Source organism: Mesorhizobium muleiense, assembly GCF_900099905.1.
In the GTDB taxonomy this organism is placed as follows: domain Bacteria; phylum Pseudomonadota; class Alphaproteobacteria; order Rhizobiales; family Rhizobiaceae; genus Mesorhizobium; species Mesorhizobium muleiense.
Window position 1 is genome coordinate 1 of record NZ_FNEE01000010.1, and the last position, 24,135, is coordinate 24,135.

Genomic DNA, 24,135 nt, shown 5'->3' on the forward strand with positions numbered 1-24,135 from the left:
CCGTGGGTGTAGGAATATTGAAAGGATCTGTCCCTAGTACGAGAGGACCGGGATGGACGGATCTCTGGTGGACCTGTTGTGGCGCCAGCCGCATAGCAGGGTAGCTATATCCGGACGGGATAACCGCTGAAGGCATCTAAGCGGGAAACCCACCTTAAAACGAGTATTCCCTGAGAACCGTGGAAGACGACCACGTTGATAGGCCGGGTGTGGAAGAGCGGCAACGCTTGAAGCTTACCGGTACTAATAGTTCGATCGGCTTGATCGTTCTCATTCCCTATGCCCATCGTGAAAACGATGGTTGGCACAGAAAACAGCTTCTCGAGCAACGTGCGCTTTGCCGACCTGGTGGTTATGGCGGAGCGGCTGCACCCGATCCCATTCCGAACTCGGCCGTGAAACGCTCCAGCGCTGATGGTACTTCGTCTCAAGACGCGGGAGAGTAGGTCGCTGCCAGGTCTGCAAAACGCACGTTGCAAAAATCCAGTCTTCTCCTTACAAAACAGGCCCGCCAATCGGGAACTCGGGCCGCGCAAGCGGCCCTTTCAGTTGGCGAAAGCTTGATTCCAGTGAGCCAAGGCTTACTTCTGACGTTGACGCGGGGTGGAGCAGCGCCCCGTCCGCCCGCAAAGGCCGAAGGCCTCGAGGACGGACAAAACAAAAAGTCCGGGCTGCCCGGCCGGCATTCGCCGTCTGGTTGACGCGGGGTGGAGCAGCCCGGTAGCTCGTCAGGCTCATAACCTGAAGGTCACAGGTTCAAATCCTGTCCCCGCAACCAAACAAAAACGGCCCGCATCACGCGGGCCGTTTTGCGTTTGCAGCCTGGCGCGGCCAGTTTGATCCTCATCGAGTTACCCGACGGTGTGGGTCTCGGCAGGCGCCGTCTTCCCGTGTTAAACTGCTTGGCATGGAGATGGACACCGACAAGATCGACAATGCCGTTTCTCGGGCTGCTTTGGCTAACGCTGCATGAAGAGAGGCGCGCCTGGAAGGGATTGGATTGGGATGCTCTGGATCGCTTGCACCAGAAGGGACTGATCGCCAATCCGGCAAACAAGGCGAAGTCGGTGGTTCTGACAGATGAGGGCCTGCGACGGGCTGAGGAATTGTTCCGCACCCTGTTCACGCGGCCGGCGCCATGAGCGCTGGCTGGCGTTCCAATTCGACAGCAAGAAGTCGCGCAGGCAAAACCGACAACTTGCTCGGCAGGCTTATCCCGCAACAATCAGGGTTGGGCGTTCCGCCCGATTACCGTCGGCGGCGGTGTCCGGTGCGTCGGACCTTCAGTCGAAACCTGCCGTGGTGCTGCCATAAGGGCGTCGCTCAATTCACACGGTTTTCCAACCCCACCGTCAGCGGAATCTCAAGCCCCCGCCGCAATCCCGTCGCAACCACCGACACCCTGAATTTTCCTGCGAGCGCCTTGTCGAAAATGGCGCCGACGATGATGTCGGCATCGGCGTCGACCTCCTCGCGGATGCGGGTGGCGGCTTCGTCGACCTCGAACAGCGTCATGTCAGTGCCGCCCGATATCGAGACAAGGACGCCCTTGGCGCCCATCATCGACGCTTCGTCGAGAAGCGGGTTTGCGATCGCCGCTTCGGCTGCCTTCCTGGCGCGGTCCTCGCCGGTGGCTTCGCCGGTCCCCATCATCGCGCGACCCATATCGCGCATCACCGACTTCACATCGGCAAAGTCGAGATTGATCAGGCCTTCCTTGACGATGAGATCGGTGATGCAGCCGACGCCGGCATAGAGTACGCGGTCCGCCATGGCGAAAGCGTCCGCGAACGTCGTCTTGGCATCGGCGATCCTGAAGAGGTTCTGGTTCGGTATGACGATGACGGTATCGGCGCTTTCGCGCAGCCGCTCGATGCCCTCATTGGCGGCATGCATTCGGCGGTTTCCTTCGAAGACGAACGGCTTGGTGACGACGGCCACGGTCAGTATTCCTGCGTTGCGCGCGGCCTGCGCTATGACCGGTGCTGCACCGGTTCCAGTTCCGCCTCCCATGCCTGCGGTCACGAAACACATATGCGTTCCCGCAAGATGGTCCATGATTTCGTCGATAGATTCCACGGCCGCGGCATGGCCGACCTCGGGCAGGGATCCTGCACCAAGGCCTTCCGTGACGTGCGCTCCCAATTGGATCAGCCGCGTTGCCTTCGACATGGTGAGCGCCTGGGCATCGGTGTTGGCAACGATGAACTCGGTGCCCTGCAAGCCTTCGGCGATCATGTTGTTGATGGCGTTGCCGCCACCGCCGCCAACCCCGATGACGGATATTTTGGGCCTCATCTCCGAGATTGTCGGCCTCGTTGCAGTGTTCATTTGCCGTCTCTCCCCTTGAATGCGCAAGCGCAGCGGTCGGTGGAAGGCATGTTCCCGGCGCGCTGCAAAGATTTTTGACAGTGCGCGAATCAGGACAGCCCAGCGTAACCAAGGGAATCAGACGGTTGAACCGGCTGCAAGTGCAGTATTCGCGCTCGCGCATGTTATGCGCTATTGGTTCGCCCCGTCGGTGCTTCGTGTGGCGGCTGACCGAAAATCGTCCGATGACAACGTCTCCCCTAAAGCCGAGACCGATCTTCCCGTTCTACTTCACGCCGATGCCGGCAGTCAGGCCGCCATCGATCCTGTAGTCCGCGCCGGTGCAGAACCCGGCTTTCGACGAACACAGAAAGGCGATGAGTTCCGCCACTTCCTCCGGCTCGCCGATGCGCCCGATGGGGTGCGCTTCGCCGAAGCGCTTGTAGGCGGCCTCGACATCGGCGTCGGTGCCGTTTTCGCCGCGCGCCGCCTTTTCCAGGATCGGGGTGCGGATCGAGCCCGGGCTGACGGAATTGACGCGAATGCCGGAGCGCGCGTGGTCGAGCGCCAGAGCGCGCGTCAATGTGTGGATGGCGCCCTTGGTCGTGGCATAGGCGGCGACGTTCTGCTGGCAGGCGAAACCTTGCACCGAAGCCACGTTGACGATGGCGCCGCCGCCTCGCCTGATCATTTCCGGAATACCGAAATGCGCGGTCAGGTAGATCGAGCCGACATTGACGGACATCGCCCGGTTCCAGATGTCGAAATCGGTGCTAACAGCGGTGCCATACGGATGGACCGCCGCGGAATTGACGATGATATCGAGGCCGCCGAACCGCTCGACACCGGCTGCGACCGCGTCGCGGACCTGATCCGGCACGGAGACGTCGACGGCCACGACCAGCGCCTCGGCGCCGGAGCTGCCCAGTTCCGCTCTCATCGCCGTGTTGGCCGCGCGGTCGATGCCGCAGGCGATGATCGCCGCCCCGCCCGCCGCAAGACGTCTGGCGGTTGCCAGGCCGATCCCGGTCGTCCCCGTCACCAGAGCGATCTTGCCGTCGAAATCCTTCATTGCGCAAACTCCTTTAATTTGACTTCCATTGTGGCCCAACAATACGGTTCCGTTTTATCGCAAAGGAAAGCCTCGATGGAACAATGCTGGCGCTGGTATGGCCCTGACGACCCGGTGACGCTCGATCATGTCAAGCAGGCCGGAGCCACGGGCGTCGTATCCGCCCCGCATAATATCTATGACGGCCGCGCCTGGCCTTTGACGGACGTTTTGGAGCGCAAGCGGGTCATCGAGGCCGAAGGGCTGACCTGGTCGGTTGTGGAGAGCATTCCTGTCCACAATTCGATCAAGATCGGCTCGGCGGAACGGCTTCGCTATGTCGGCTGGTACAAGGACACGATCCGTGCGCTCGCCAAGGCTGGCATTGCGACGATCTGCTATAACTTCATGCCGGTGGTCGACTGGACCCGCACCGACCTTGCCTATCGGCTTCCAACGACGGGCTACGCACTGCGGTTCGATGCGATCGATTTTGCCGCCTACGACCTGTTCGTCCTGAAGCGCAGGAATGCCGAATTCGGCTACAGCGCGGCACGTATCGCGGAAGCGGAATCGCGACTGAAGGAATTGAGCGAAGAGCATATCGACAGGATCGAGCGCAATCTCATTGCCGGCCTGCCGGCAACCGAGCGCAGCTACAACCGGGATAGTTTTCGTGAGGCATTGGCGGAATATGACTCGATCGGGCCGAAGGAGCTGCGCGACAATCTTGCCTGGTTTTTGCGCGAGATCATTCCGGTGGCCGAGCAGGAGGGGGTGCGCATGTGCATCCATCCCGACGACCCGCCATTCTCGCTCTATGGCCTGCCACGGATCGTTTCGACCGCCGAGGACGCGCGTTTCATCCTCAACGCCGTCGACAGCCCGGCCAACGGCCTGACATTCTGCACCGGCTCCTACGGCACGCGCGCAGACAACGACATCGTCGGCATGGTCAACGAGTTCGCCGACCGGATCCATTTCGTCCATCTCCGCAATGTAACCATCGAGGATGACGGCTCCTTCCATGAAGCCGAGCATCTGGAGGGCGGCACCGACATGGCGCATGTCATCCTCGCTTTGATGCAGGAAGAGACGCGCCGCCGTAGGGAAGGTCGCGCCGACTGGCAGATTCCCATGCGACCCGATCATGGCCATCTGCTCGCCGACGATATCGGCAAGACCAGGATCAACCCCGGCTATTCTTTGATCGGCCGCCTGAAAGGCCTGGCCGAGCTGCGTGGCATCATGCGCGCCGTGGAACGTTTTGAGCTGGCCTGAGGATCGCAACCGGAGCTAAGGCTGATGGCTTGACGCAACAAGCTCGGCCTTGCGCCGCGCCGTCTCCAGCCCGATGGCGATGAAGCGGCGCGCATGCCGGGCCAGCTCCATATTGTCGGTCCACAGATTGCGCCAGATGGCGGTTTTCTTCGACAGGTTCTCGTCGACGATCTCCGACGAGAAGGATTCGAAGCTGAGGTCGTCGCCATAGCCGATTGCGGTCAGCGCATCGAAGATCGCGGCAAAGTCGATGTTGCCGGTGCCGAGGAAGCCGCGATGGCTCTCACCGATATGGACATAGCCGATCTTTTTGGCGGCGTGGCGGATGGCCAACCCGACATCGGCCTCCTCGATGTTCATGTGGAACGTGTCGAGATGCAGAAAAATGTTGTCGGAACCGGTGTCCTCGATGAAGGCCAACCCTTGCGCCGCGGTGTTGAGCAGATTGCTCTCGAAGCGGTTGACGATCTCGAGGTTGAGCGTGACGCCGGCGGCCTTGGCGGTCTCCGCGACCTTGGCAAGCGTGGCGGCACTGCGGTTCCATTGATCGCGCGTCGGCGCCTCAGTCTGCAATCCATGGCTGGTGCTGAGGATGCCGGCGACCTTCCGGCCGCCGAGATCGCGGGTGAGCGCGATCGTGTCATTGAGGACTTCGACGCCGTGCGCGGCAATCGCCTTGTCGGCGCTTGAAATGTCGCCGTCGGGCGGCAGCCCGATGCTGATCGCCACGCCGAGATCGAGGTCGGCGATGCGCTTGGCCAGCCCGCCAACATCGACATTGGCAGGGTCAAGATAAGAGAATTCGATCAGGTCGAAGCCCGCCTCCCTGGTGTTGGCCAGCGTCCGTTCGAGGTCGTCTTGCGCCGAGCTCGCCGACCAGACGAAAGAGTGGATTCCAATGCGCGACATGATCGTCTCCTGCTGCTCGAGAGCATCGGACCCAAGAAGTGGGAACCGGTTTGCGAAAAATCTGATGCTCAAAACAAAAAATTGGTGCGGCCGGTCACCCGGCCGCACCAGCCTTGGGAGGCTTTAGCTAGCGGGCCGCGGTCCAGCCCTTATAGTCCTTCAGGTTCTCTGCCGTGATCAGCTGCGGGTCGAGCAGCACCGTCGCCTCGGCCGGCTTTTTGCCGGCAAGCACTTCAGCTGCCATCTGCAGCGATTGGCCGGCCATGACGTAAGGATCCTGCGAGGCCGAGGCCTTGATCATCGAGGTGCCGGAAGAGAGTTCCTTCTCGATGTCGGGCGCGCCGTCGACCGCGGTGAAAATGAACTCCGAGCGGTTGAGCTGCTTGGCCGCAAGCTGGGCGCCGATCGCCGTCGGATCGTTGATGGCGAACACCGCGTCGATCTTGTCGAAACGGGTCAGCAGCGACTGGAACACCTTCAGGCCGCCGTCGCGCGAGCCTTCGGCATTCTGGTCGTCGGAGAGGATCTTGATGTCCGGGTGTTTTGCCAGCACGTCCTTGCAGCCCTTCACCCGCTCGAGGATCGATGACGATGCCGGCCCGTTCAGGATGACATAGTCGCCCTTGCCGCCGGTGTGGTCGACCAGATACTGGCAGGCCGCTTCGCCGGCCTTGACGTTGTTGGTCATCACGGTGACGTCGGCGCCCGGCGCCGAAACGTCGAATGCGGCAACCACGATGCCTGCCGCCTGCGCCTTCTTCACCGCCGGCGCGATCGCCTTGGCGTCGACGGCGTTGAGCATGATCACGTCGACGCCGGCGGCGATGAACGAGTCGACCTGCGAGACCTGCTTGTTGAGGTCGTAGTCGGCCGACACCGACGTCACCTCGACATTCGGGTTGATCTTCCTGGCGGCGTCCTCGATGCCCTTGATGGTGGCGACGAAGAACGGGTTGCCGAGCAGGCCGACCGAGATGCCGACCTTGTTCAGGTCCTTGGCCGAGGCCGGTGCGACGGCGACGGCCGCGAGGGCTACGCCGCAGAGCAGTTTAGCGATGGTCTTCATTGTTTTCCTCCTGATGCCCCGCGCCTCTCACGGTGCGTTAAATGAAACCGGGTCGTTGACGCCGGCGACGAAGGTCAATCACGTTCTTGCTCCCGCTTGGAGCCTGTAGCGGTCGAGGGCGACCGCCACGATGATGACCAATCCCTTGATGATGTACTGCCAGATGTCCGAAACACCGGCCAGGATGAGCCCGTTGGAGAGCACCGCAATGATCAGGCCGCCGATCAGCGTGCCCCAGATCGAGCCGACGCCGCCGACGAAGCTGGTGCCGCCGAGAATGACTGCGGCAATGGCGTCGAGTTCGTAGGACTGCCCAAGCTGCAGCCCGTTGGCCGCATAGAGCCGGGCCGCCGACATGGCGCCGCCAAGGCCGGCGAGAAGGCCTGAAACGCCATAGACGAAGAGCAGCACCAGGGGCACCTTGATGCCGGTGAGGCGGGCGGCCTCGGCATTGCCGCCGACGGCATAGATCCAGGTGCCGAGCACGGTGCGCTTGAGCACCAGCCAGGACAGCACCACGACCGACAGAGCGATGATGACCAGCCAGGGGATGCCGAACAGCGACCCGTTGGCGATGAAGTCGAACGGCAGGTCCGAGTTGAACACCGTGGTGTCCTGGCCAAGCAGGCGGGCGACGCCGCGCACGGCGGTCAGCGAACCCAGCGTGACGATGAAGGGCGGCAGCTTGATATAGGCGACGAGCAGCCCGTTGATGACGCCGAAGCCGAGGCCGACCAGAATGGCCGCCGGCACGCCGAGCATGCCCCACTCCGGCACCAGCGACACCATCACCGCCACCATCGCCGAGGCGGCAAGAATGGAGCCGACGGACAGGTCTATGCCGCCGGTCAGGATGACGAAGGTCATGCCGGCCGCGAGCACGATGTTGATCGACGACTGCTGGGTGACGATCAACAGGTTGGTCTCGGTGAGGAAGCGCGGGTTCATGATCTGGAAGCCGGCCGCCAAAAGGATCAGGACCGGCAGCATGCCAAGCGCGGCGAAGGCGGTGCGCAGCCGCCGGCTGCTGCCGACCGCCTGGTCACCCGCGCTCATCTCGGCTGCCTTGTCGGTCATCCCCAGGCCGCTCTTGTCGGTCATCCCGGTGCCGCTCTTGTCGGTCATCCCTTGGCCGCTCCCGTTGCGAGTTCCATGATTGCCTCCTGACTGAGCGGCTGGCCTTCGGATGCCGTCACCTCGCCAGCGATAGTGCCGTCGCGCATCACCAGCACGCGGTCGGCGACGCCGATCACCTCCGGCAGTTCGCTGGAGATCATCAGGATGGCGATGCCCTTTTTGGCAAGATCGTCGATCAGCCGGTAGATTTCCGACTTCGCCCCGACATCGACGCCGCGGGTCGGTTCGTCGAGGATGAGGACCCGCGGCTCGGTTTCGAGCAGGCGGGCGAGCAGCACCTTCTGCTGGTTGCCGCCCGACAGCGAGCCGGCATTGGCCTGCACCGACCTGCTGCGGATGGAGAGGTCGGAAACGGCCTTGGCGGCGCGCCTTTCGGCCGTGGCGAAGTCGCGCAGGCCGCCGGCCTGCGCGTCCCTGGCGAGCACGCCCATGCTGATATTGTCGGAAATCGACATGTCGAGGAACAGGCCGAGTTCCTTGCGGTCTTCGGTAAGATAGGCGATGCCGGCATCCAGCGCCTCGCGCGGCGAGCCGATGGCTATCGGATTGCCGTCGAGTTCCAGCGTGCCTGATGTGCGCCTGTCGGCGCCGAAGATCAGCCGCGCGAGTTCGGTGCGGCCGGAGCCGACAAGGCCCGCCAGCGCTAGCACTTCGCCCTTGTGCAGGTCGAAAAAGCAGCCTTTCAGGAGATTGCCGTCCGACATGTCGCGCACCGACAGTGCGATCGCGCGCTTGCTGTCCGGCGGGCGGTGATCCTTCTTGTAGAAGGCGGACAGGTCACGGCCAACCATCATCGAGACGAGGCGCGAGGCGTTCAGATCGGCGCGATCGAGCGTGCCGACATAGCCGCTGTCGCGCAGCACGCTGACGCGGTCGGCAAGCTGGTAGACCTCTTCCATGCGGTGGCTGATGTAGATGATGGCGATGCCCTGCGACTTCAGCGTCGCAATCACCTCGAACAGCCTGTCGGTCTCGCGCGAGGTCAGCGACGTCGTCGGCTCGTCCATGACGATGATGCGCGCGCTGGTCGACAGTGCGCGGGCGATCTCGACCATCTGGCGCTCGCCGAGCGACAGGCTGGAGACAAGGGCGCGCGCCGAGAAGGAGACGCCGAGCCGTGCGATGATTTCCTTGGCGCGCCGATTGCACTGGTCGCGGTCGACGATGCCGAACCGTCTCGGCTCGTTGCCGAGGAAGATGTTCTGCCCGACCGTCAGGTTGGGCGCCAGCGACAGCTCCTGGTAGATGACGGCAATGCCGTTGGCGCGTGCCTTGATCGGGTCGCCGGTGGCGACCGGCGTGCCGTCGATCAGAATCTCGCCGCCGGCATCAGGTCGATAGGCGCCGGACAGAACCTTCATCAGCGTCGACTTGCCGGCGCCGTTTTCGCCCATCAGCGCGTGCAGTTCACCGGCATGGACGGTCAGCGATACGTCCTGCAAGGCGCGAATTGGGCCGAACGTCCTGGAGATGTGCCGCATCTCCAGCACCGGCTGGCGCACGGTTTCGATCCGGGCAGCGGCGGTCATCGCGCGCCTCCCGCTGCGGCATCAGCGACGCCTCGGTCGGCGGCGAGACCGCGCCAGCTATCGCGATAGAAGGCAAGCCCGGTGAAGCTCGAGGCGCGTACCGGCTCCGGCGCCTCGGCGGCAAATTCGCGTCCAACACTCTCGAAGGCCAGAGCCGCCGCCCCGGTGGCGCTGCCCTCCAGCGTGGCGCCCTGCATGAAGGCCTGGCCGGGACGCAGCTGCGCCAGCAGGCTGGCAAGCAGGCCGCCACTGTTCAGCCCGCCATCGACGATCACCGTGTTGTTCGAATGGATCAGGTCGAGACACAGATCGACCATCAGCGCGACGTAGAGCAGCGCCACGGCCGCGCGCTCCTCCGCGTTGGGTGCGCGCCCGACCAGTTCGCCGCGATGGCCAGGCATCCGCCCGCCTGGCGCGAAGCTCGGCAGCGCCATGATGCCGGCGTCGATCACCTGCTGTACTGTGGAGCGGTCGATCGCGCCCTGCCAACCGGCGCTGATCGTTGCGAATTCACGGCCGCCCATGAAGCGGATGGTCGGCACCGGGCCGCCATCGACATCGACATTGACCAGCATGTCGCGGTCGCGATCGAGCGCGTCGAGCGGGCAGTCCGGATTGAGCACCACAACCCAAGTGCCGGTCGAGACGACGGTGACCGGACCAAGCGCCTGCCGGCGATAGGCATGGAGCGCGGCATTGCTGTCATGGACACCGTTGTGAATGGCGATCGGCCGTGTCGCCTCGCCGAAACGCTGCTCGCCGATCACCGCGCCGGCACGCTCGAAGGCGGGCATCTGGCCGCGCCATCCCTCGGCGTCGACCAGCGAGGAGAAATCGCGCTTGCGCGGCGCCCACAGATGCGAGTGGCAGCCGAGATAGGAAACCTCCGAGACCGCCCGGCCGCCAAAGCGCCAGCTCCAGTATTGGGGATAACCGAGGATCGATTTGGCGGCGGCGAATACGCTTGGTTGCACCGTCTTCAGCCACAGCATGTGGCGACCATAGTTGAAGCCGAGCGGCAGGCGCGGCGAGAAGGTCTCGGCGAAATCCGGAATGCGGCGATCGATCTGCGCGGCAATCTCGGCCGGCGGCTCCTGCTCGTAGTCGAGTATCGGATGCGTCAGCGCCGCATCGTCGACCAGGGCAAAGGTGCAGCCATGGCCCGAAACCATTAAGCCCTCTATGCCATGGACGTCGACCGCTTCGCCGACGGCGCGCGCCGCCCAATCGTGAAGCGCTGCTTCGTCGAGCACACTGAAGCCGCCTTCGCGCGTCCAGTTCGGCTGGGTCCGGCGCTCACCTAGAATCTGCCCGTCCTGACCGAATACGAACAGCTTCGAGTTGGTCTTGCCGAAGTCGAGGACAGCCACCTTCACTGGACGGCTCCCGAGGCAGAGGCGATCCGCACCATGACGCCGGCGTTTTCGAGCATGCGTGCGTCGGCATCGGAAAGGCCGTCATCGGTCACCAGCGTGCCGATGCGCGACAAGGGCAGCGCGACGTTGCGCGCATGGATCGACAGTTTGCGGCTGTCGGCCAGCACCACGATCTGGTCGGCGCACAGGCTGAGCTCGGCGATGGAGCGGACCAGCAGCGGATGCGATTCCAGCACGCCCTCCGGGCCGATGCCCTGCGAGCCAAGAAAGAACTTCGATGCGTAGAACGGCACCGTCTGGGTGAGCGAATGGATGATGCCAGGCTCGCGATGCAGTTCGCCGCCGGCAACGGTCAGGCTGCAATGGCCGTGGTCGCTCAAATAGGCGATGAGCGGCATCGAGTTGGTATAGAGCCGGATGTTGCGGTCAGCGAGCTTGACGCCGAGATGGAAGCAGGTCGAACCGCCATGCACGATGACGGCGTCGCCATCGCGCACCATGGTCGCCGCGAGAGCGGCGATCTGCCGCTTGGCCTCGACCGCGAGATCGCGGTTCTCGTCGTAGGGCCGGGCATAGGCGACGCCCGCCTGCGCAGCGCCATCGAGCGCCGAGATGCCGCCATAGACCTTGCGTGCTTCGCCGGCCTCGTCGATCTTGTCGATATCGCGCCGCACCGTCGCAGCCGATACGCCGAGCCGCTCCTGCAGCTCGCGCACCGAGGCGAAGGGGCGATCCCGCAACAGCTCGACGATCTGACGCTGGCGGCCGGAGTCGCTCAACGGATACCCTCCCGAAATGCCATCTTGCCACGGCAATTGGTGCAACTTACTCAACGCAGATCAGATTGCAAGCTTGATTTGGTGGGATAAGATCACTATTGACGTAACTTACTCGCCGCTGCGATACCAGCGTCACTCGCTGTCCCGGCTACCGGGATCCAAAGCCGTGGCTAGGCGGCCGGTTTGTGAAGGAGTTTCGATGGCAATCAATGCGGATGCGCAGGAGTTGGGCGCTTTGCGGTCGCTTTCGGCCAGCATCGGGCGCGACCCGCACTTGACCCAGGCCGCGGGCGGCAACACGTCGCTGAAAGCCGGCGACACGCTCTGGATCAAGGCTTCCGGCACCTGGTTGAAGGACGCGCTCGCCGAGGACATCATGGTCCCGGTGGCGATCCCGCCGCTGATCAGGGCTGTCGAACAGCGCGACCCGGCCGCCGATCAGCCACAGGGTTTCGCCATCGAGGCGCTCAACGCCCGCAAGCTGCGTCCCTCGATCGAGACCACGGTTCACGCGCTGATGCCGCAGCGCGTCGTTCTGCATGTCCACTGCGTCGATACCATTTCGCTTGCGGTGCAGGCCGACTGCGAGGCTCAAGTCGCCAAGCGCCTGGATGGCCTCGAATGGGCGTATGTTCCCTATCGCCGGCCCGGCCTGCCGCTTGCCCAGGGCATTGCCGAGCGCCTTCGGCCCGGGGTCGATGTGCTGATCCTTGCCAACCATGGCCTGGTCGTCGCAGCCGAGACCGTCGCCGGCGCCGAGGCGCTGCTGCGTCGCGTCACACGACTTCTGGCGCGGCCGCCCCGCGAGGTGGCGGAGCCCAACGTTGTCGCATTGACGACGCTCATCGCACGCAGCGGCTACAGGCTGCCGGCGGATGGCGAAGCGCATGCCGTCGCGATCGATCCTGAAAGCTGCCGCATGGCGTCGGGAGGCAGCCTCTATCCCGATCACGTCATCTTTCTCGGCCAGGGTTCGGTCGTGGCGAGACCCGGTGAGGACGTGATGCGTGTCACCGAACGGTGCGGCACGGAGCCGGTGGCGATCCTGTTTCCCGGGCTTGGCGTGCTGATGCGCGGCGACGCCAGTGCCGGCGCAAATGCCATGCAACGCTGCCTCGCCGACGTGACGGCGCGGGTCGACGTCGCAGCGAAGCTGAACTATCTGACATCAGCCGAGAACGACGAACTGATCAACTGGGACGCCGAGCAGTATCGCCAGAAACTCAATGCAGCCGGCAGCTGAGATGGCGTTGTCAACCGGCCCGCTTTCGATCGGAATCGACATCGGCACATCGGGCGCCCGCGCCGTCGCCATGCGGCCGGACTTTTCGATTGCCGCGCGTTCCGCCGTTCCACTCGACAGATTTGGCCAGAATGCCCGCGACCCGTCGGTATGGTGGTCAGCGGTCGGCGCGGCGCTGACGGAACTGCTTTCCGGGATCGATCGCGCGGCGGTGCGCTCGATCGCCGTCGACGGCACTTCCGGCACGCTGCTGCCGGTCGACGGCGCCGGGCGGCCGCTGGCCGAGCCGTTGATGTACAACGACAAGGTCGACGACGACGCCATTCTGGCGGTGATCGCGCGCAAGGCGCCGGCCGCGAGCGCAGCCCGTGGGCCGACGTCCGGCCTCGCCAAGGCGCTGTCGTTCCAGCGCCAGCCCGGCGTCGCCGCGGTGCTGCATCAGGCCGACTGGATCGCCGGACAATTCTCCGGCCGCTTCGACATTAGCGACGAGAACAATGCCCTGAAAACTGGCTACGACGTCGAGGCCCGCCGCTGGCCGGACTGGATCGCGGCGACCGGGATGCGCATGGGATTCCTGCCTGGTGTCGTCAAGCCGGGCGATGTCACGGGAAAGCTCACCGCGAACGCCGCGGACCGGTTCGGCCTGGCGCGCGACGTCGCCGTGGTCGCCGGCACGACGGATGGCTGCGCGTCGTTCCTGGCGACGGGGGCTGCGGCTGTTGGCGACGGCGTCACCGCGCTGGGGTCCTCGCTGACCATCAAGATCCTCTCCGACCGGCCGATCTCGGCGCCGCAGTTCGGCATCTATAGCCACCGGCTGGGAGATGCCTATCTGGCGGGTGGTGCGTCGAATTCGGGCGGCAAGGTGCTGGCGCAGCATTTTTCTCTCGCGCGCATCATCGGATTGAGTGCGGCAATGGACCCCATGACCGAGACCGGCCTCGACTATTATCCGCTTCCCGCGGTTGGCGAACGCTTTCCCGTGGCCGATCCTGCTCTGTCGCCACGCCTGACGCCGCGGCCGGCGGACGACGCCGACTATCTGAAAGCCATGTTCGAGGGCATCGCGGCGATCGAGGCGCTCGGCTATCGCCGGCTTGCCGAACTCGGCGCCCCCCGATTGACGTCGATCAGAAGTGTCGGCGGCGGTGCGGCAAACGCCGCCTGGACCGCGATCCGGCAGCGCAAGCTGGGTGTCGATTTTCTGCCGGCGCTTTCGGACGAGGCGGCCGCCGGCACGGCGCGGCTGGCGCTGATGGGCGCAATCGCAGCGGGGCTGTTGTGAGCACGAAACCAGTCGAACATCTCAACGGCATCGGAGCGCTGGTCGAGCGCTATCAGGTGTTCCTGCTCGATCAGTTCGGCGTACTGCACGATGGCACGAACCCCTATCCGGGCGCCGTGGAGGCGTTGTCGGCGCTGAAGCGAGCAGGCAGGACGATCGTGCTGGTCTCGAATTCCGGCAGGCGGGCGCGGCCCAATGAGGCCCGCCTGCTGAAGCTCGGCTTCGAACCAGGAAGCTGGGATCAATTTGTCTCTTCCGGCGAGATCGCGTGGCGGTCTTTCCACGAAATGGCGATATCCGGAAAGCTGCGCCCAAACACAAAGTGCCTGCTGATCAGCCGCGAGGGCGACCGCTCGGCGATTGAAGGCCTGCCTTTCGTGTTGACCGGGGGCGGCGACGATGCCGAGCTGGTGCTGATCGCCGCCAGTGAGGGCGACCATTACGATATCGAGCACTATCGCCGGCTTTTTGCGCCGGCAGCGATGCGGCAGGTGCCGTGCTTCTGCACCAATCCCGACAAGATCATGCTGACGGCAGTCGGGCCTCGCTTTGGCGCCGGCCAGCTTGCGGATCTCTACGAGAGCCTCGGCGGCAGCGTCACCCGCATCGGCAAGCCCTACACGCCGATCTTCGACGCCGCGCTGGCGCTGGCGGGCAACCCGGACCGCAGCAGCGTGGTCTGTGTCGGCGACAGCGTCGAACACGATGTCGCCGGTGGAATTGGTGCCGGCGTGGCGACCGCGCTGGTCTTGTCCGGAATATTGGCAGACACACCTGACCTGGCCGAGCTTTTCGACAGTCTGGACGCCTACCCCGATTACACCACGGACAGTTTCAGATTCGCTGATTGAGATCGGCAGCTTCCGAGGGTTGGGCGCTGCCATGGTGATCGTTTCGTCGTTGGTGCTGCTTTCGGTGGCGCAGCCCTTTGGCTGCTGTTGCCAGTTCACATCTTGTTGGTCGGAGGCTATTGAACTGCATGCGTGATTTTCAACTCCCCGGACGGTCGCCGGTTCGTGCGACGGAAGCGATGGCCGCGACATCGCACCCTCTGGCGACATTGGCGGCGATCGAGATGCTGCGGTCCGGCGGCAATGCAATGGACGCAGCCGTGTGCGCGGCGGCGGTGCAGGCGGTGGTCGAGCCGCAATCGACGGGTATCGGCGGCGACTGTTTCGTCCTCTATTGTCCCAACGGTCAAGGCGAGGTTCTGGCCTTCAACGGCTCCGGCCGCGCACCGGCAGCAGCAGAGGCGCAGTGGTATCTGGACAGGGGGCACGACGAACTGCCTGAGTCCGGTCCGCACGCGGTCACCGTGCCGGGCGCCGTCGACGCGTGGTGCCGGCTGCTCGATGATCATGGCAGGAAAGGCATCGACGCCGCGCTCGCTCCGGCCATACATTACGCCGAACAGGGTTATGTCGTCCAAGATCGCGTGGCCTTCGACTGGGCTGAAAGTGCTGCCCTGCTGGCCGCCGACGAACATGCCGCGCGGATATTTCTGCCGGATGGAAAGGCGCCCCTGGCCGGCGAGCAGCACCGGCAGCCGCAACTGGCCGAGACCCTGCGCATCGTCTCGCGCCGCGGCCGTGCCGGCTTCTATGAAGGCGAGGTCGCCGACGACATGGTGTCGCGTCTGCGCGCGCTTGGCGGGCTGCATGCGCTCGAGGATTTTTCGGCGACGAAGGGCGACTATGTCAGGCCGGTCGGCACATCCTACCGGGGCTACGACATTCATCAGATGCCGCCGAACAACCAGGGGCTGACGGCACTGATCATGCTGAATGTGCTGTCGGGCTTCTCGCTCGGTTCGCTGGAACCGAACGGCGCCGAGCGCTTTCATCTCGAGATCGAGGCGGGGCGGCTTGCCTATCAGGACCGTGACAATTTCATCGGCGACCAGAACCAGGTCCATGTCCCCGTGCAGCAGTTGTTGTCCAGATCCCATGCCGACCAGCTTCGCGCCGAGATCGATCCGGCGCGCGCAATGACGCATCTGCCACGGCTGCAGCTTCAGCCCAGCGATACCGTCTACATCTCCGTGGTCGACCGCGACCGTAATGCGGTCAGCTTCATCAACTCGACCTTTGGTTCGTTCGGCAGCGGCGTGGTCGGCCCCAGGACCGGCGTCGTCCTGCAGAATCGCGGCAGCAGCTTCCGCTTGGCCGCGGACCATCCAAACCGCATCGCACCGGGGAAACGCCCGATGCACACCATCATGCCGGGCATGGTGACAGCCAAGGGCAGGGCGGTCATGCCGTTCGGCGTGATGGGCGGCGGCTACCAGCCGTTCGGCCATGTCCACCTGCTTACCAACATGATCGATTTCGGCATGGACCCGCAGGAGGCGCTGGATGCGCCGAGAGTGTTTTACCGCCAGAACGCAGTGGAGGCCGAGCGTGGCGTTCCGGCCGAGGCGATCGCCGGCCTGCGCGAGCGCGGCCACGACGTGTCCATCCCAACCGAGCCGCATGGCGGCGGCCAGCTGGTGCTGATCGACTGGGATAAGGGCACGCTGACCGGCGCGTCCGATCCACGCAAGGATGGTTGCGCGCTGGGTTACTGACGGTCCGCTGCGCCCTGCGTGCCGGTCCTGTTCAGTCTTGGCGCTGCCGCCACCAGCGCCTTGCCGATCGCCGACTGTGGGGTACCGATGACCGCGCGGGCGTTGCCGCTTTCGGCGACGCGGCCGGCATCGAGAATGACGACACGATGGGCGATGGCGCTGATGACGCCGAGATCATGCGAAATGAAAAGATAGGCGATCCGTTGCTCGCGTTGCAGATCGAGCAGCAATTGCAGGATCTGCCGGCGCACCGATACGTCGAGCGCGGACACTGCCTCGTCGAGGATGATCAGCGACGGGTTTGTGGCGATGGCGCGAGCGATCGCGATGCGCTGGCGCTGGCCGCCCGAGATTTCGTGGATGGCGCGGGCGGCGAGATCAGCGCTCAGGCCGACGCGCTCGAGCAGAGCGGCGATGCGACGCGGGCGTGCTGATCGGGCTGCGATGCCATGGATGCGCAAAGGGTCGTCAAGCACGCGCGCCACGCTGGCGCGCGGATTGAAGGCGGCGAGCGGGTCCTGGAAGACCATTTGCACGCGCGCGCGCCGTGCGCGCAACGCAGTACCGTTCAGGGCCTGGAAATCGCCACCTTCAAACTCGATACGGCCGGCGTCCGGTTCGATCAGCCGCAGCAGCAGCCGCGCGACCGTCGACTTGCCGCTGCCGGAAGGGCCGGCCAGCGCCAGCGTCTCGCCGGGCTCGATGTCGAAGGACACATCATCGACGGCGGCGATTGTCTTGCCGCCGCGGCGATATCGTTTGGTCAGGCCGGAAACGGCCAGCAATGGGCTGCTCACCGCGACGCTCCTGACTGCTGCAGCAGCGGTTCGGCGTCGAGGCCGAGATGGGCGTCGAGCAGCGCTCTTGTGTAGGCGTGGCGCGGGCTGGCGACGATCTGCGCCGTCGCGCCGAGCTCGACAAGCTCGCCGTGCCGGAACACGGCGATGCGCTCGGCCAGTTCGGCGGCCAGCGCGATGTCGTGGCTGACGAACAGCAGCGTCATGCCGTCCTCGGCCACCAATTGCCGGATCAGCGCGACGATCTCGGCCTGCACGATGGTGTCGAGCGCGCTGGTCGCCTCATCGGCGATCAGCAGTTTCGGACCGGCCGCAATCGCTGCGGCAATCGCCACGCGTTGCTTCTGGCCGCCGGAAAGCTGGTGCGGGTAGGCGCGCAAGGCGGCGTCCGGGTCGGGCAGGCGGACGCGTTCGAGCAGGGCTTTTGCCCTGGCATAGGATTGCGACCACGTCAGACCAAGATGCGTGTGCGCGACTTCCGCGATCTGCTCGCCAACCGCCATTACCGGATCGAGGCTGGCCGACGGGTCCTGGAAGACGAAGCCGATATCGCGGCCACCGAGGGGGGTGAATTTAGGCTGGCGTTCCGTCGCACCCCCCTCTGTCCTGCCGGACATCTCCCCCGCAAGGGGGGAGATCGGCAGTTCCGTCGACGGTTCGTTTTCACCAACGTCGGTAATTGGCGAAAGCAGAGATGACAGCACAATCTCCCCCCTTGCGGGGGAGATGTCCGGCAGGACAGAGGGGGGTGCCTTGGCACCAAAGGGCGACAATGGCAAAAACCAATCAATACGGCCGTCAATCCTGCCGGAAGCCGGCAGCAACCCGGCGACGGCCAGCGCCAGAGTGCTCTTGCCCGAGCCGCTCTCGCCAATGATGGCGAAGCGCTCGCCGGCGCTGACATCGAGGCTGACATGGTTCAGCGCCGCCACCTCGCTGCCGTCGCGGCGATAGGTCACCGTCAAATCGCGGATCGAAAGCAGCGCTGTCACGACAGGCTCCTTCTCACCGCAGCCGTTTCGACGACGCCTTCACCGGCGAGATAGATGCCGAGCACGGTCAGCACGAGTGCCACGCCCGGAATGATCGACAGAAAGGGCGCGGTGCGCAGCACGGCGCGACCTTCGGCGATCATACCGCCCCAGGTCACGCGGTTGGGGTCGCCGAGGCCGAGAAACGAAAGGGCTGCTTCGGTGAGGATCGCTGCGGCGACGATCACCGACGACAGCGCCAGCACCGGCGGCAATGCGTTGGGCAGCACTTCGCGAAAGGCGATCTCCAGCGGATGCATGCCGATGACGCGGGCGCCGGCGACAAAATCGCGCTCGCGGATCGACAGCACTTCGGCGCGGGCAACACGCGCCGGCCCCGTCCAGGCGCCGAGCGCGATCGCCGCGACGACGACGCCGAGCGACGGCCCGACGACACTGACGAAAGCCAGCGCCAGCAGGAAGCTCGGCACGGTCTGGAAGGCGTCGGTGATGCGCATCAGCACTTCGTCGACGAGACCGCCGGCAAAGCCGGCCAGCGTGCCGACTACAGCGCCGACGGCAAGGGCTGCTGCAGCCGCCGCCAGCCCGACCGCCAGCGAGGTGCGGGCGCCGTGGAGAAGCGCGGCCAGCACGTCGCGGCCGAGCCGGTCGGTGCCGAGCGGCAGCGACCAGTCCTGAAAGGGTGGCAGCAATGCCGGCCCGGCAATGGCTTGCGGGTCGCCGGGAAAGAACAAAGGCGCGGTCAGCGCCATGGCGAACAGCGCCGCCAGAATGATCGCGCCGGCGATGGCTTCCGGCGTGCAAAGAAAGCGGCGAAGCGGGCTCACGCGCCGGCCTCGCTGGCGCCGACGCGCGGATCGAGGAAGGCGTAGGCGATGTCGACAAGAAGATTGATAACGATGACCAGAACGGCGCTGACCAGGATGATGCCGAGCAGCAGCGGCGTGTCGCGCGCTGCCACCGCTTCCTGCGCCAGCCGGCCAAGGCCGGGCACGGAAAAGACGCTTTCGATGACGACGCTGCCGCCGAGCATCTGCGCCGATTGCAGGCCGAGCATGGTGACCAGCGGCAACAGCGCGTTGCGGGCAACGTGGGCGAGCACGATGCGGCGGCGGGAGAGCCCTTTGGCGCGGGCGGCGAGGACAAAATCCTGCCGCCAGACCTCGGCCATGCCGGCGCGCATCATGCGCAGATAGAGTGCCAGATAGATGAAGCCGAGTGCGGACACTGGTAGGACGAGATGGCGGGCGATATCGGCCGCGCGGTCAAGGCCGGTCTTGCCCGACGCGATGCTCTCGATGCCGCCGATCGGGAACCAGCGCAGGTCGACGGCAAAGACGATGATCAGCACCAGCCCGAGCCAGAAGCCGGGAACGGCATAGAGCGCCAGCGAGCCGATCGATAGCAAGCGGTCGCGAAAGCCGCCGGGCCTGGCCCCGGCATAGATGCCGAGCGCCGAGCCGAGCCCGAAGGAGAGCGCGGTGGCGCTGCCCATCAACAGCAGCGTGTTGGGCAGGCGCTCGAGGATGACGTCGCGGATTGGCCGCGAAAAGGTCACCGACTGGCCGAGGTCGAGATGCAGCAGCGCCCAGAGATAGGTCGCCAGCCGCGTCAGCGCCGACTGGTCGAGGCCCCAGCGATGGCGCAGCAATTCGATCATGCCGGCGTCGCCGCCGGTCGAGGCGATATAGGCGTCGACCGCGTCCCCGGGGGCGGCTTCCAGCAAAAGGAAAGTGCCGATAACGACAATCAGCAGCACGAAGACGCTGCCGACGAGCCGACGGCGAAGGAGGAGAAGGGCGCGGGTCATGACGGCGCCGGCTGCTTGGGCCGATCAACAGAAATGCCGAGCCTAGGCACCCCCCTCTGTCCTGCCGGACATCTCCCCCGCAAGGGGGGAGATCGGATGTCATCGGCGATTTCGCCAATCGTCAACGCAGCAGGCAATTGAGCCGACGTTGCGGCCAGCCAATCTCCCCCCTTGCGGGGGAGATGTCCGGCAGGACAGAGGGGGGTGTGAAGGAACTCGGCATTTGACCAAGTTTCCACACAGACTTCGCTGCGAATTTTCATCCGCGCGAGTGTGTCACGATTCCAAATAGGTGTCCGCCCAGTTCGACACCGCCCAGCGCGGGTTGTTGGCGACATTCCCCACCGTGTCTCTGACAACGCTGATAAAACTCCATTCGGCGACATTGATCAGCGGCAGGTCGGCCGCGACCTTTTTCTGGAACTCCTTGTAAAGCTCGGTGCGCGCGGCGGGGTCGAGCGTCTCCGACGCCTTGGCGATGAGGGCGTCGAGTTCGTCGTTCTTGTAGCCACCCTGGTTGGAGAACGGCACGCCGTCCGGGATGCCGCTCTGCACCAGGATGGTGGTCGAGATCGCTGGATCGCCGCGGAACACCGGCGGCCCGACCGCAAGGTCGAAGGCGTGGTCGGTGTAGACCGCCTTGATATGCGCGGCCGAGTCGTTGTTGACCAGCTGGGCGTCGATGCCGATGGCGGCGAGCGCCTGGCGCAGATAATCGCCGAACTGTTTTGTCTCGTTGAAATAGGGCGCCGGCAGCAGCTTCAGTGAAAAGCGCTTGCCGTTGTCACCCTTGCTGTAGCCGGCTTCGTCGAGCAGGGCGTTGGCCTTGGCCACGTCGAAGACATAAGTCGGCACGTCGGCCGTATAGAACTGCGGATCGTTTTTCGGCACCGGGCCGGTGGCGGTGGCGGCATAGCCGAGGAACACCGTCTTGACGACGAAATCCTTGTCGATGGCGTGGGCGATCGCCTGGCGCACCTTCAGGTCGGCCAGCTCCTTGCGGCGATGATTGATCTCGACAACGAGTTGATAAGTCAGCGCCTCATAACCCTTGGTGATCACCTTGAGGCCAGGCACTTTGGAGATGCGGTCGAGATCGGCCAGCGGCACCGCGGAAAAGGCGGCGAGTTGGATCTCTTCGGCCTCAAGCGCGCTTGCCGCCGAGGTGCGGTCGGGCAGCACCTGGTAGATGATTTCGTCGAGGTAAGGTTGGTCCTGGCCCCAATAGTCGCCATTCCTCTCCAACCGGTAATATTCGCCTGACTTGTGTTCGGCGAATTTGAACGGGCCGGTGCCGATCGGGGCGTTGTTGGCCGGGTTCTCTTCGATCTTGCCTGTCTCGTAGATGTGCTTCGGCACCACGCTGGTCAGCGCCGGCAAGGCGTTGCGGATCAGCTGGAACGGCGTCGGCCTGGCGAATTTGAACACCGCGGTCAGCTCGTCCGGGGTGTCGACCGCCTCCAGATCCTTGAACACGGTGCGACCGAGATTCTGCAACGGCTTCCAGATCTGCAGCGCCGAGAACGCGACGTCGGCGGAGGTAAAAGGTTTGCCGTCATGCCATTTGACGCCCTCGCGCAATTTGAACGTCACCGACAAGCCGTCCGCGGCGCCCTCCCAGCTTGTCGCCAGGCGCGGGTCGAGCCCGTCCTTGCCGTCAAAGGACGCCTCGGCCAGCGGTTCCACAATCTTGCTCGAAATGAAGAAGACGCCGTTGGACGCGACGATCGCCGGGTTGAGGTTGCGCGGCTCGGAATCGGCGGCGACGACCAGCCGCCCGCCTTTCTTCGGCGTCTGTGCCCAGCCGATCGTCGGCAGCGCCGTCGAAGCCAGCAGCAGTGCCGAACCGGCAAGCACGCTGCGTCTGGAAATCGTGACCTCTGACATGATCGAACTCCGTCCCTCTCAGCCACTCGGCCGGGTGGCCACTACCCTCGGACGCCAGACGGCATCCTTGCAAAGGGTGATTATGAGCCTTGCCGAGGGTTTCGCCAGAGACGGATTTGGCGCATCCTCACGTGGCTTTGAAAATATCGTCCGCTGGACCAGTTACAGAAAGCGGTTCAAGCCGACCTTATCTGGTAGGACCAGACTTATCTCGGTAAGACCAGACTGAGAACTGCCGCGATCTGATCGTGCGGTCAGGGAATTCAGGGAGAGAGAGAAAGATGAACGTCGCCCCGGGTAAAAATGCCGTCAGCACCATCCCGTTCGATCATGCCAGGGTCGACCGGCTGATGGAGGAAGCCGGCATCGATGTGCTGCTCGCCACCTCCAAGCACAACACGCAATATCTGCTTGGCGGCTACAAGTTCATCTTCTTCGCCGCCATGGATGCGATCGGCCACAGCCGCTATCTGCCTGTCGTCGTCTACGAGAAGGGCGGGCCGGACCACGCCGCCTATATCGGCAACCGCATGGAGGGCGCCGAGCACCAGAACAACCCGTTCTGGACGCCGACCTTGCACGCCGCCTGCTGGGGCACGCTCGACGCCGCCAATCTCGCGGTCGAGCACCTGGCGAAAATCGGCAAGGGCGACGCCCGCATCGGCATCGAGCCGGCCTTCCTGCCGTCTGACGCCTACACGCTGATCCGCAAGGCGCTGCCGGATGCAAGGCTTGTCGATGCGACCGATATGCTGGAGCGGATGCGGGCGATCAAGACGGATGCGGAGCTCGAGAAGCTGCGCATCGCCTCCGAACTGATCACCGATTCCATGCTGGCGACCATTGCCTGGGCCCGTGAAGGCACGACCAAGACCGAGATCATCGAGCAGCTGCGGCGCGAGGAGACCAATCGCGGCGCGCATTTCGAGTATTGCCTGTTGACGCTCGGCGCCAGCCACAACCGCGCCGGCTCGCCGCAGGCCTGGAAGACGGGCGAGGTGATGTCGATCGATTCCGGCGGCAATTATCACGGCTATATCGGCGACCTCTGTCGCATGGGCATTCTCGGCGAGCCGGATGCCGAACTCGAGGATCTGTTGGCCGAAGTCGAGACGGTGCAGCAGGCCGCCTTTTCGAAGGTACGCGCCGGCACGCTGGGTGGTGACATGATTTCCTACGCGGAAGGCGTGCTGAAAGCGTCAAAGGTCGCGCCCTATACCGATTTCTTCGCCCACGGCATGGGACTGATCACCCATGAGGCGCCGTTCCTGATGACCAATCATCCGGTGACTTATGAAGGCACCTATGCCGAAAAGCCGCTGGAGAAAAACATGGTGCTTTCGGTCGAGACGACGATGCTGCACCCGACGCGCGGCTTCATCAAGCTCGAGGACACGCTGGCGGTCACCGATAGCGGCTATGTGATGTTTGGTGATAGGGGACGGGGTTGGAACAGGGGGCGGAGTTTGACAGCCTTGCAATGAAGGCGCTGCCCCCTCACCCGGATTGCCAACCGAATTGCAAGGGCAATTCGGGACGATCCGACCTCTCCCCCGAAGGGAGAGGAGATCGCCAGCGACGGCGCCTACTCTTCTCCCCTCGGGGAGAAGGTGGCCGCGAAGCGGCCGGATGAGGGGGCAACTACAAATGCGATTAGCCCTGCCGCAAACAAGGAGGCGGGTGTGCAGAGCCTATTTCTCGCCCGGCGGCAGCAGCCTGAAATCCGGCAGGTCGCGCAGCGCCAACTCCGGCCCGGCCGGCGAATAGACGACGAAAAGCTGCATGGGCGCATCGCCGGTGTTCAGTGTCGAGTGGAAGCGGCTTTCCGGCACATAGATGGTGCAGCCGGGGCCAACCTTCTCAACGACCGGATTGCCGTCCTCGTCCTCGACCATCTGCTCGCCATTGCCTGATATGACGAAGATGATCTCTTCCGCACCCGGATGATTGTGGCGTGTGTGGCCTTTGCCGGACGGAAGGTCGACGACGCCGCCGGAAAAGCGCGTGGCGCCGTTCACTTCGGGAGCCACCGTCAACGACAGCCTGCCCCAGTCGAAGCCGAAGGCGCTGACATCCTTCGGGTAGACAAACACCTTGCTCTTGTCGGTCATAGT

Annotated in this window: 20 protein-coding genes, 1 tRNA gene, 2 rRNA genes and 1 pseudogene; 10 read left to right on the forward strand and 14 right to left on the reverse strand. The window is 64.4% G+C overall.

Annotated features, from left to right (window positions below; genetic code table 11):
• The 4 genes and pseudogenes from BLT09_RS18175 to BLT09_RS18190 form a co-directional block, all read left to right on the forward strand.
• A 23S ribosomal RNA gene (locus BLT09_RS18175) occupies positions 1-268 on the forward strand; the annotation flags it as partial.
• A gap of 76 nt (positions 269-344) precedes the next feature.
• Positions 345-459, forward strand: a 5S ribosomal RNA gene (gene rrf, locus BLT09_RS18180).
• Between the two features lie 242 nt (positions 460-701).
• A tRNA-Met gene (locus BLT09_RS18185) sits at positions 702-778 on the forward strand.
• Positions 779-907: 129 nt separating this feature from the next.
• Positions 908-1,142 (forward strand): annotated as a pseudogene (locus BLT09_RS18190) (DUF6429 family protein).
• Positions 1,143-1,323: 181 nt separating this feature from the next.
• Here BLT09_RS18190 and ftsZ read toward each other — a convergent pair.
• Together ftsZ and BLT09_RS18200 are read right to left on the reverse strand one after the other, a co-directional pair.
• Entirely contained in the window at positions 1,324-2,331 is a 1,008-nt protein-coding gene (gene ftsZ / locus BLT09_RS18195) for a cell division protein FtsZ (RefSeq protein WP_023797312.1), read from the reverse strand.
• Positions 2,332-2,596: 265 nt separating this feature from the next.
• A complete protein-coding gene (locus BLT09_RS18200; protein ID WP_091595352.1) occupies positions 2,597-3,382 on the reverse strand; it encodes an SDR family NAD(P)-dependent oxidoreductase in 786 nt (261 codons plus the stop codon).
• Positions 3,383-3,457: 75 nt separating this feature from the next.
• Between BLT09_RS18200 and uxuA the strand changes: the two genes are divergently transcribed.
• Positions 3,458-4,642 carry a mannonate dehydratase gene (gene uxuA, locus BLT09_RS18205; RefSeq protein WP_091595354.1) on the forward strand — a complete coding sequence of 395 codons (1,185 nt, stop codon included), beginning with the start codon at positions 3,458-3,460 and terminating at the stop codon, positions 4,640-4,642.
• Positions 4,643-4,657: 15 nt separating this feature from the next.
• Here uxuA and BLT09_RS18210 read toward each other — a convergent pair whose 3' ends face one another.
• The 6 genes from BLT09_RS18210 to BLT09_RS18235 all read right to left on the reverse strand — a co-directional run bounded on the left by BLT09_RS18210 (position 4,658) and on the right by BLT09_RS18235 (position 11,438).
• Positions 4,658-5,551: a sugar phosphate isomerase/epimerase family protein gene (locus BLT09_RS18210; RefSeq protein ID WP_091595640.1), complete on the reverse strand. Its 894-nt coding sequence runs from the start codon at positions 5,549-5,551 to the stop codon at positions 4,658-4,660.
• Positions 5,552-5,678: 127 nt separating this feature from the next.
• Positions 5,679-6,617, reverse strand: coding sequence for an ABC transporter substrate-binding protein (locus BLT09_RS18215; RefSeq protein ID WP_091595356.1), 939 nt, complete (start codon positions 6,615-6,617; stop codon positions 5,679-5,681).
• A 78-nt stretch (positions 6,618-6,695) separates the two neighbouring features.
• Positions 6,696-7,694 carry an ABC transporter permease subunit gene (locus BLT09_RS18220; protein WP_091595642.1) on the reverse strand — a complete coding sequence of 333 codons (999 nt, stop codon included), beginning with the start codon at positions 7,692-7,694 and terminating at the stop codon, positions 6,696-6,698.
• Positions 7,695-7,738: 44 nt separating this feature from the next.
• Complete coding sequence (locus BLT09_RS18225) at positions 7,739-9,283, reverse strand: sugar ABC transporter ATP-binding protein (protein ID WP_091595358.1); 1,545 nt, start codon at positions 9,281-9,283, stop codon at positions 7,739-7,741.
• Entirely contained in the window at positions 9,280-10,659 is a 1,380-nt protein-coding gene (locus BLT09_RS18230; protein ID WP_091595360.1) for an FGGY-family carbohydrate kinase, read from the reverse strand. The genes BLT09_RS18225 and BLT09_RS18230 overlap by 4 nt, the downstream gene beginning before the upstream one ends.
• Positions 10,656-11,438: a DeoR/GlpR family DNA-binding transcription regulator gene (locus tag BLT09_RS18235; protein ID WP_023797319.1), complete on the reverse strand. Its 783-nt coding sequence runs from the start codon at positions 11,436-11,438 to the stop codon at positions 10,656-10,658. Before BLT09_RS18235 ends, BLT09_RS18230 begins: the two co-directional genes overlap by 4 nt.
• Before the next feature lie 199 nt (positions 11,439-11,637).
• On the opposite strand from BLT09_RS18235, the gene BLT09_RS18240 reads away from it, so the two are divergent.
• From BLT09_RS18240 to ggt, 4 genes are all read left to right on the forward strand, one after another.
• On the forward strand, positions 11,638-12,681 hold the full coding sequence (locus BLT09_RS18240) for a class II aldolase/adducin family protein (protein ID WP_091595362.1): 1,044 nt from the start codon (positions 11,638-11,640) through the stop codon (positions 12,679-12,681).
• Position 12,682: 1 nt separating this feature from the next.
• The gene (locus BLT09_RS18245; protein ID WP_167366471.1) at positions 12,683-13,969 is read left to right on the forward strand and encodes an FGGY-family carbohydrate kinase; all 1,287 of its coding nucleotides are present in this window, start codon (positions 12,683-12,685) and stop codon (positions 13,967-13,969) included.
• A complete protein-coding gene (locus BLT09_RS18250; protein ID WP_091595364.1) occupies positions 13,966-14,820 on the forward strand; it encodes a TIGR01459 family HAD-type hydrolase in 855 nt (284 codons plus the stop codon). Before BLT09_RS18245 ends, BLT09_RS18250 begins: the two co-directional genes overlap by 4 nt.
• A 128-nt stretch (positions 14,821-14,948) precedes the next feature.
• Positions 14,949-16,535 (forward strand): gamma-glutamyltransferase, encoded by a 1,587-nt coding sequence (ggt, locus tag BLT09_RS18255; RefSeq protein WP_091595366.1) that lies wholly within the window; start codon positions 14,949-14,951, stop codon positions 16,533-16,535.
• Here the strand turns inward: ggt and BLT09_RS18260 are convergent.
• From BLT09_RS18260 to BLT09_RS18285, 5 genes are all read right to left on the reverse strand, one after another.
• Positions 16,529-17,332, reverse strand: a complete 804-nt coding sequence (locus BLT09_RS18260) for an ABC transporter ATP-binding protein (RefSeq protein WP_091595368.1) — start codon at positions 17,330-17,332, stop codon at positions 16,529-16,531. The two genes, ggt and BLT09_RS18260, sit on opposite strands and share 7 nt — an antisense overlap.
• A complete protein-coding gene (locus BLT09_RS18265; RefSeq protein WP_167366472.1) occupies positions 17,329-18,324 on the reverse strand; it encodes an ABC transporter ATP-binding protein in 996 nt (331 codons plus the stop codon). The genes BLT09_RS18260 and BLT09_RS18265 overlap by 4 nt, the downstream gene beginning before the upstream one ends.
• The gene (locus BLT09_RS18270) at positions 18,321-19,151 is read right to left on the reverse strand and encodes an ABC transporter permease (protein ID WP_091595370.1); all 831 of its coding nucleotides are present in this window, start codon (positions 19,149-19,151) and stop codon (positions 18,321-18,323) included. Before BLT09_RS18270 ends, BLT09_RS18265 begins: the two co-directional genes overlap by 4 nt.
• Positions 19,148-20,134, reverse strand: a complete 987-nt coding sequence (locus tag BLT09_RS18275; protein ID WP_091595372.1) for an ABC transporter permease — start codon at positions 20,132-20,134, stop codon at positions 19,148-19,150. Before BLT09_RS18275 ends, BLT09_RS18270 begins: the two co-directional genes overlap by 4 nt.
• Positions 20,135-20,410: 276 nt before the next feature.
• Positions 20,411-22,021, reverse strand: a complete 1,611-nt coding sequence (locus BLT09_RS18285) for an ABC transporter substrate-binding protein (protein ID WP_091595374.1) — start codon at positions 22,019-22,021, stop codon at positions 20,411-20,413.
• Positions 22,022-22,302: 281 nt separating this feature from the next.
• Between BLT09_RS18285 and BLT09_RS18290 the strand changes: the two genes are divergently transcribed.
• Positions 22,303-23,505, forward strand: a complete 1,203-nt coding sequence (locus tag BLT09_RS18290) for a M24 family metallopeptidase (protein ID WP_091595376.1) — start codon at positions 22,303-22,305, stop codon at positions 23,503-23,505.
• 207 nt (positions 23,506-23,712) lie between these two features.
• Here BLT09_RS18290 and BLT09_RS18295 read toward each other — a convergent pair whose 3' ends face one another.
• Positions 23,713-24,132 carry a cupin domain-containing protein gene (locus tag BLT09_RS18295; protein ID WP_091595378.1) on the reverse strand — a complete coding sequence of 140 codons (420 nt, stop codon included), beginning with the start codon at positions 24,130-24,132 and terminating at the stop codon, positions 23,713-23,715.
• Positions 24,133-24,135: the final 3 nt, after the last annotated feature.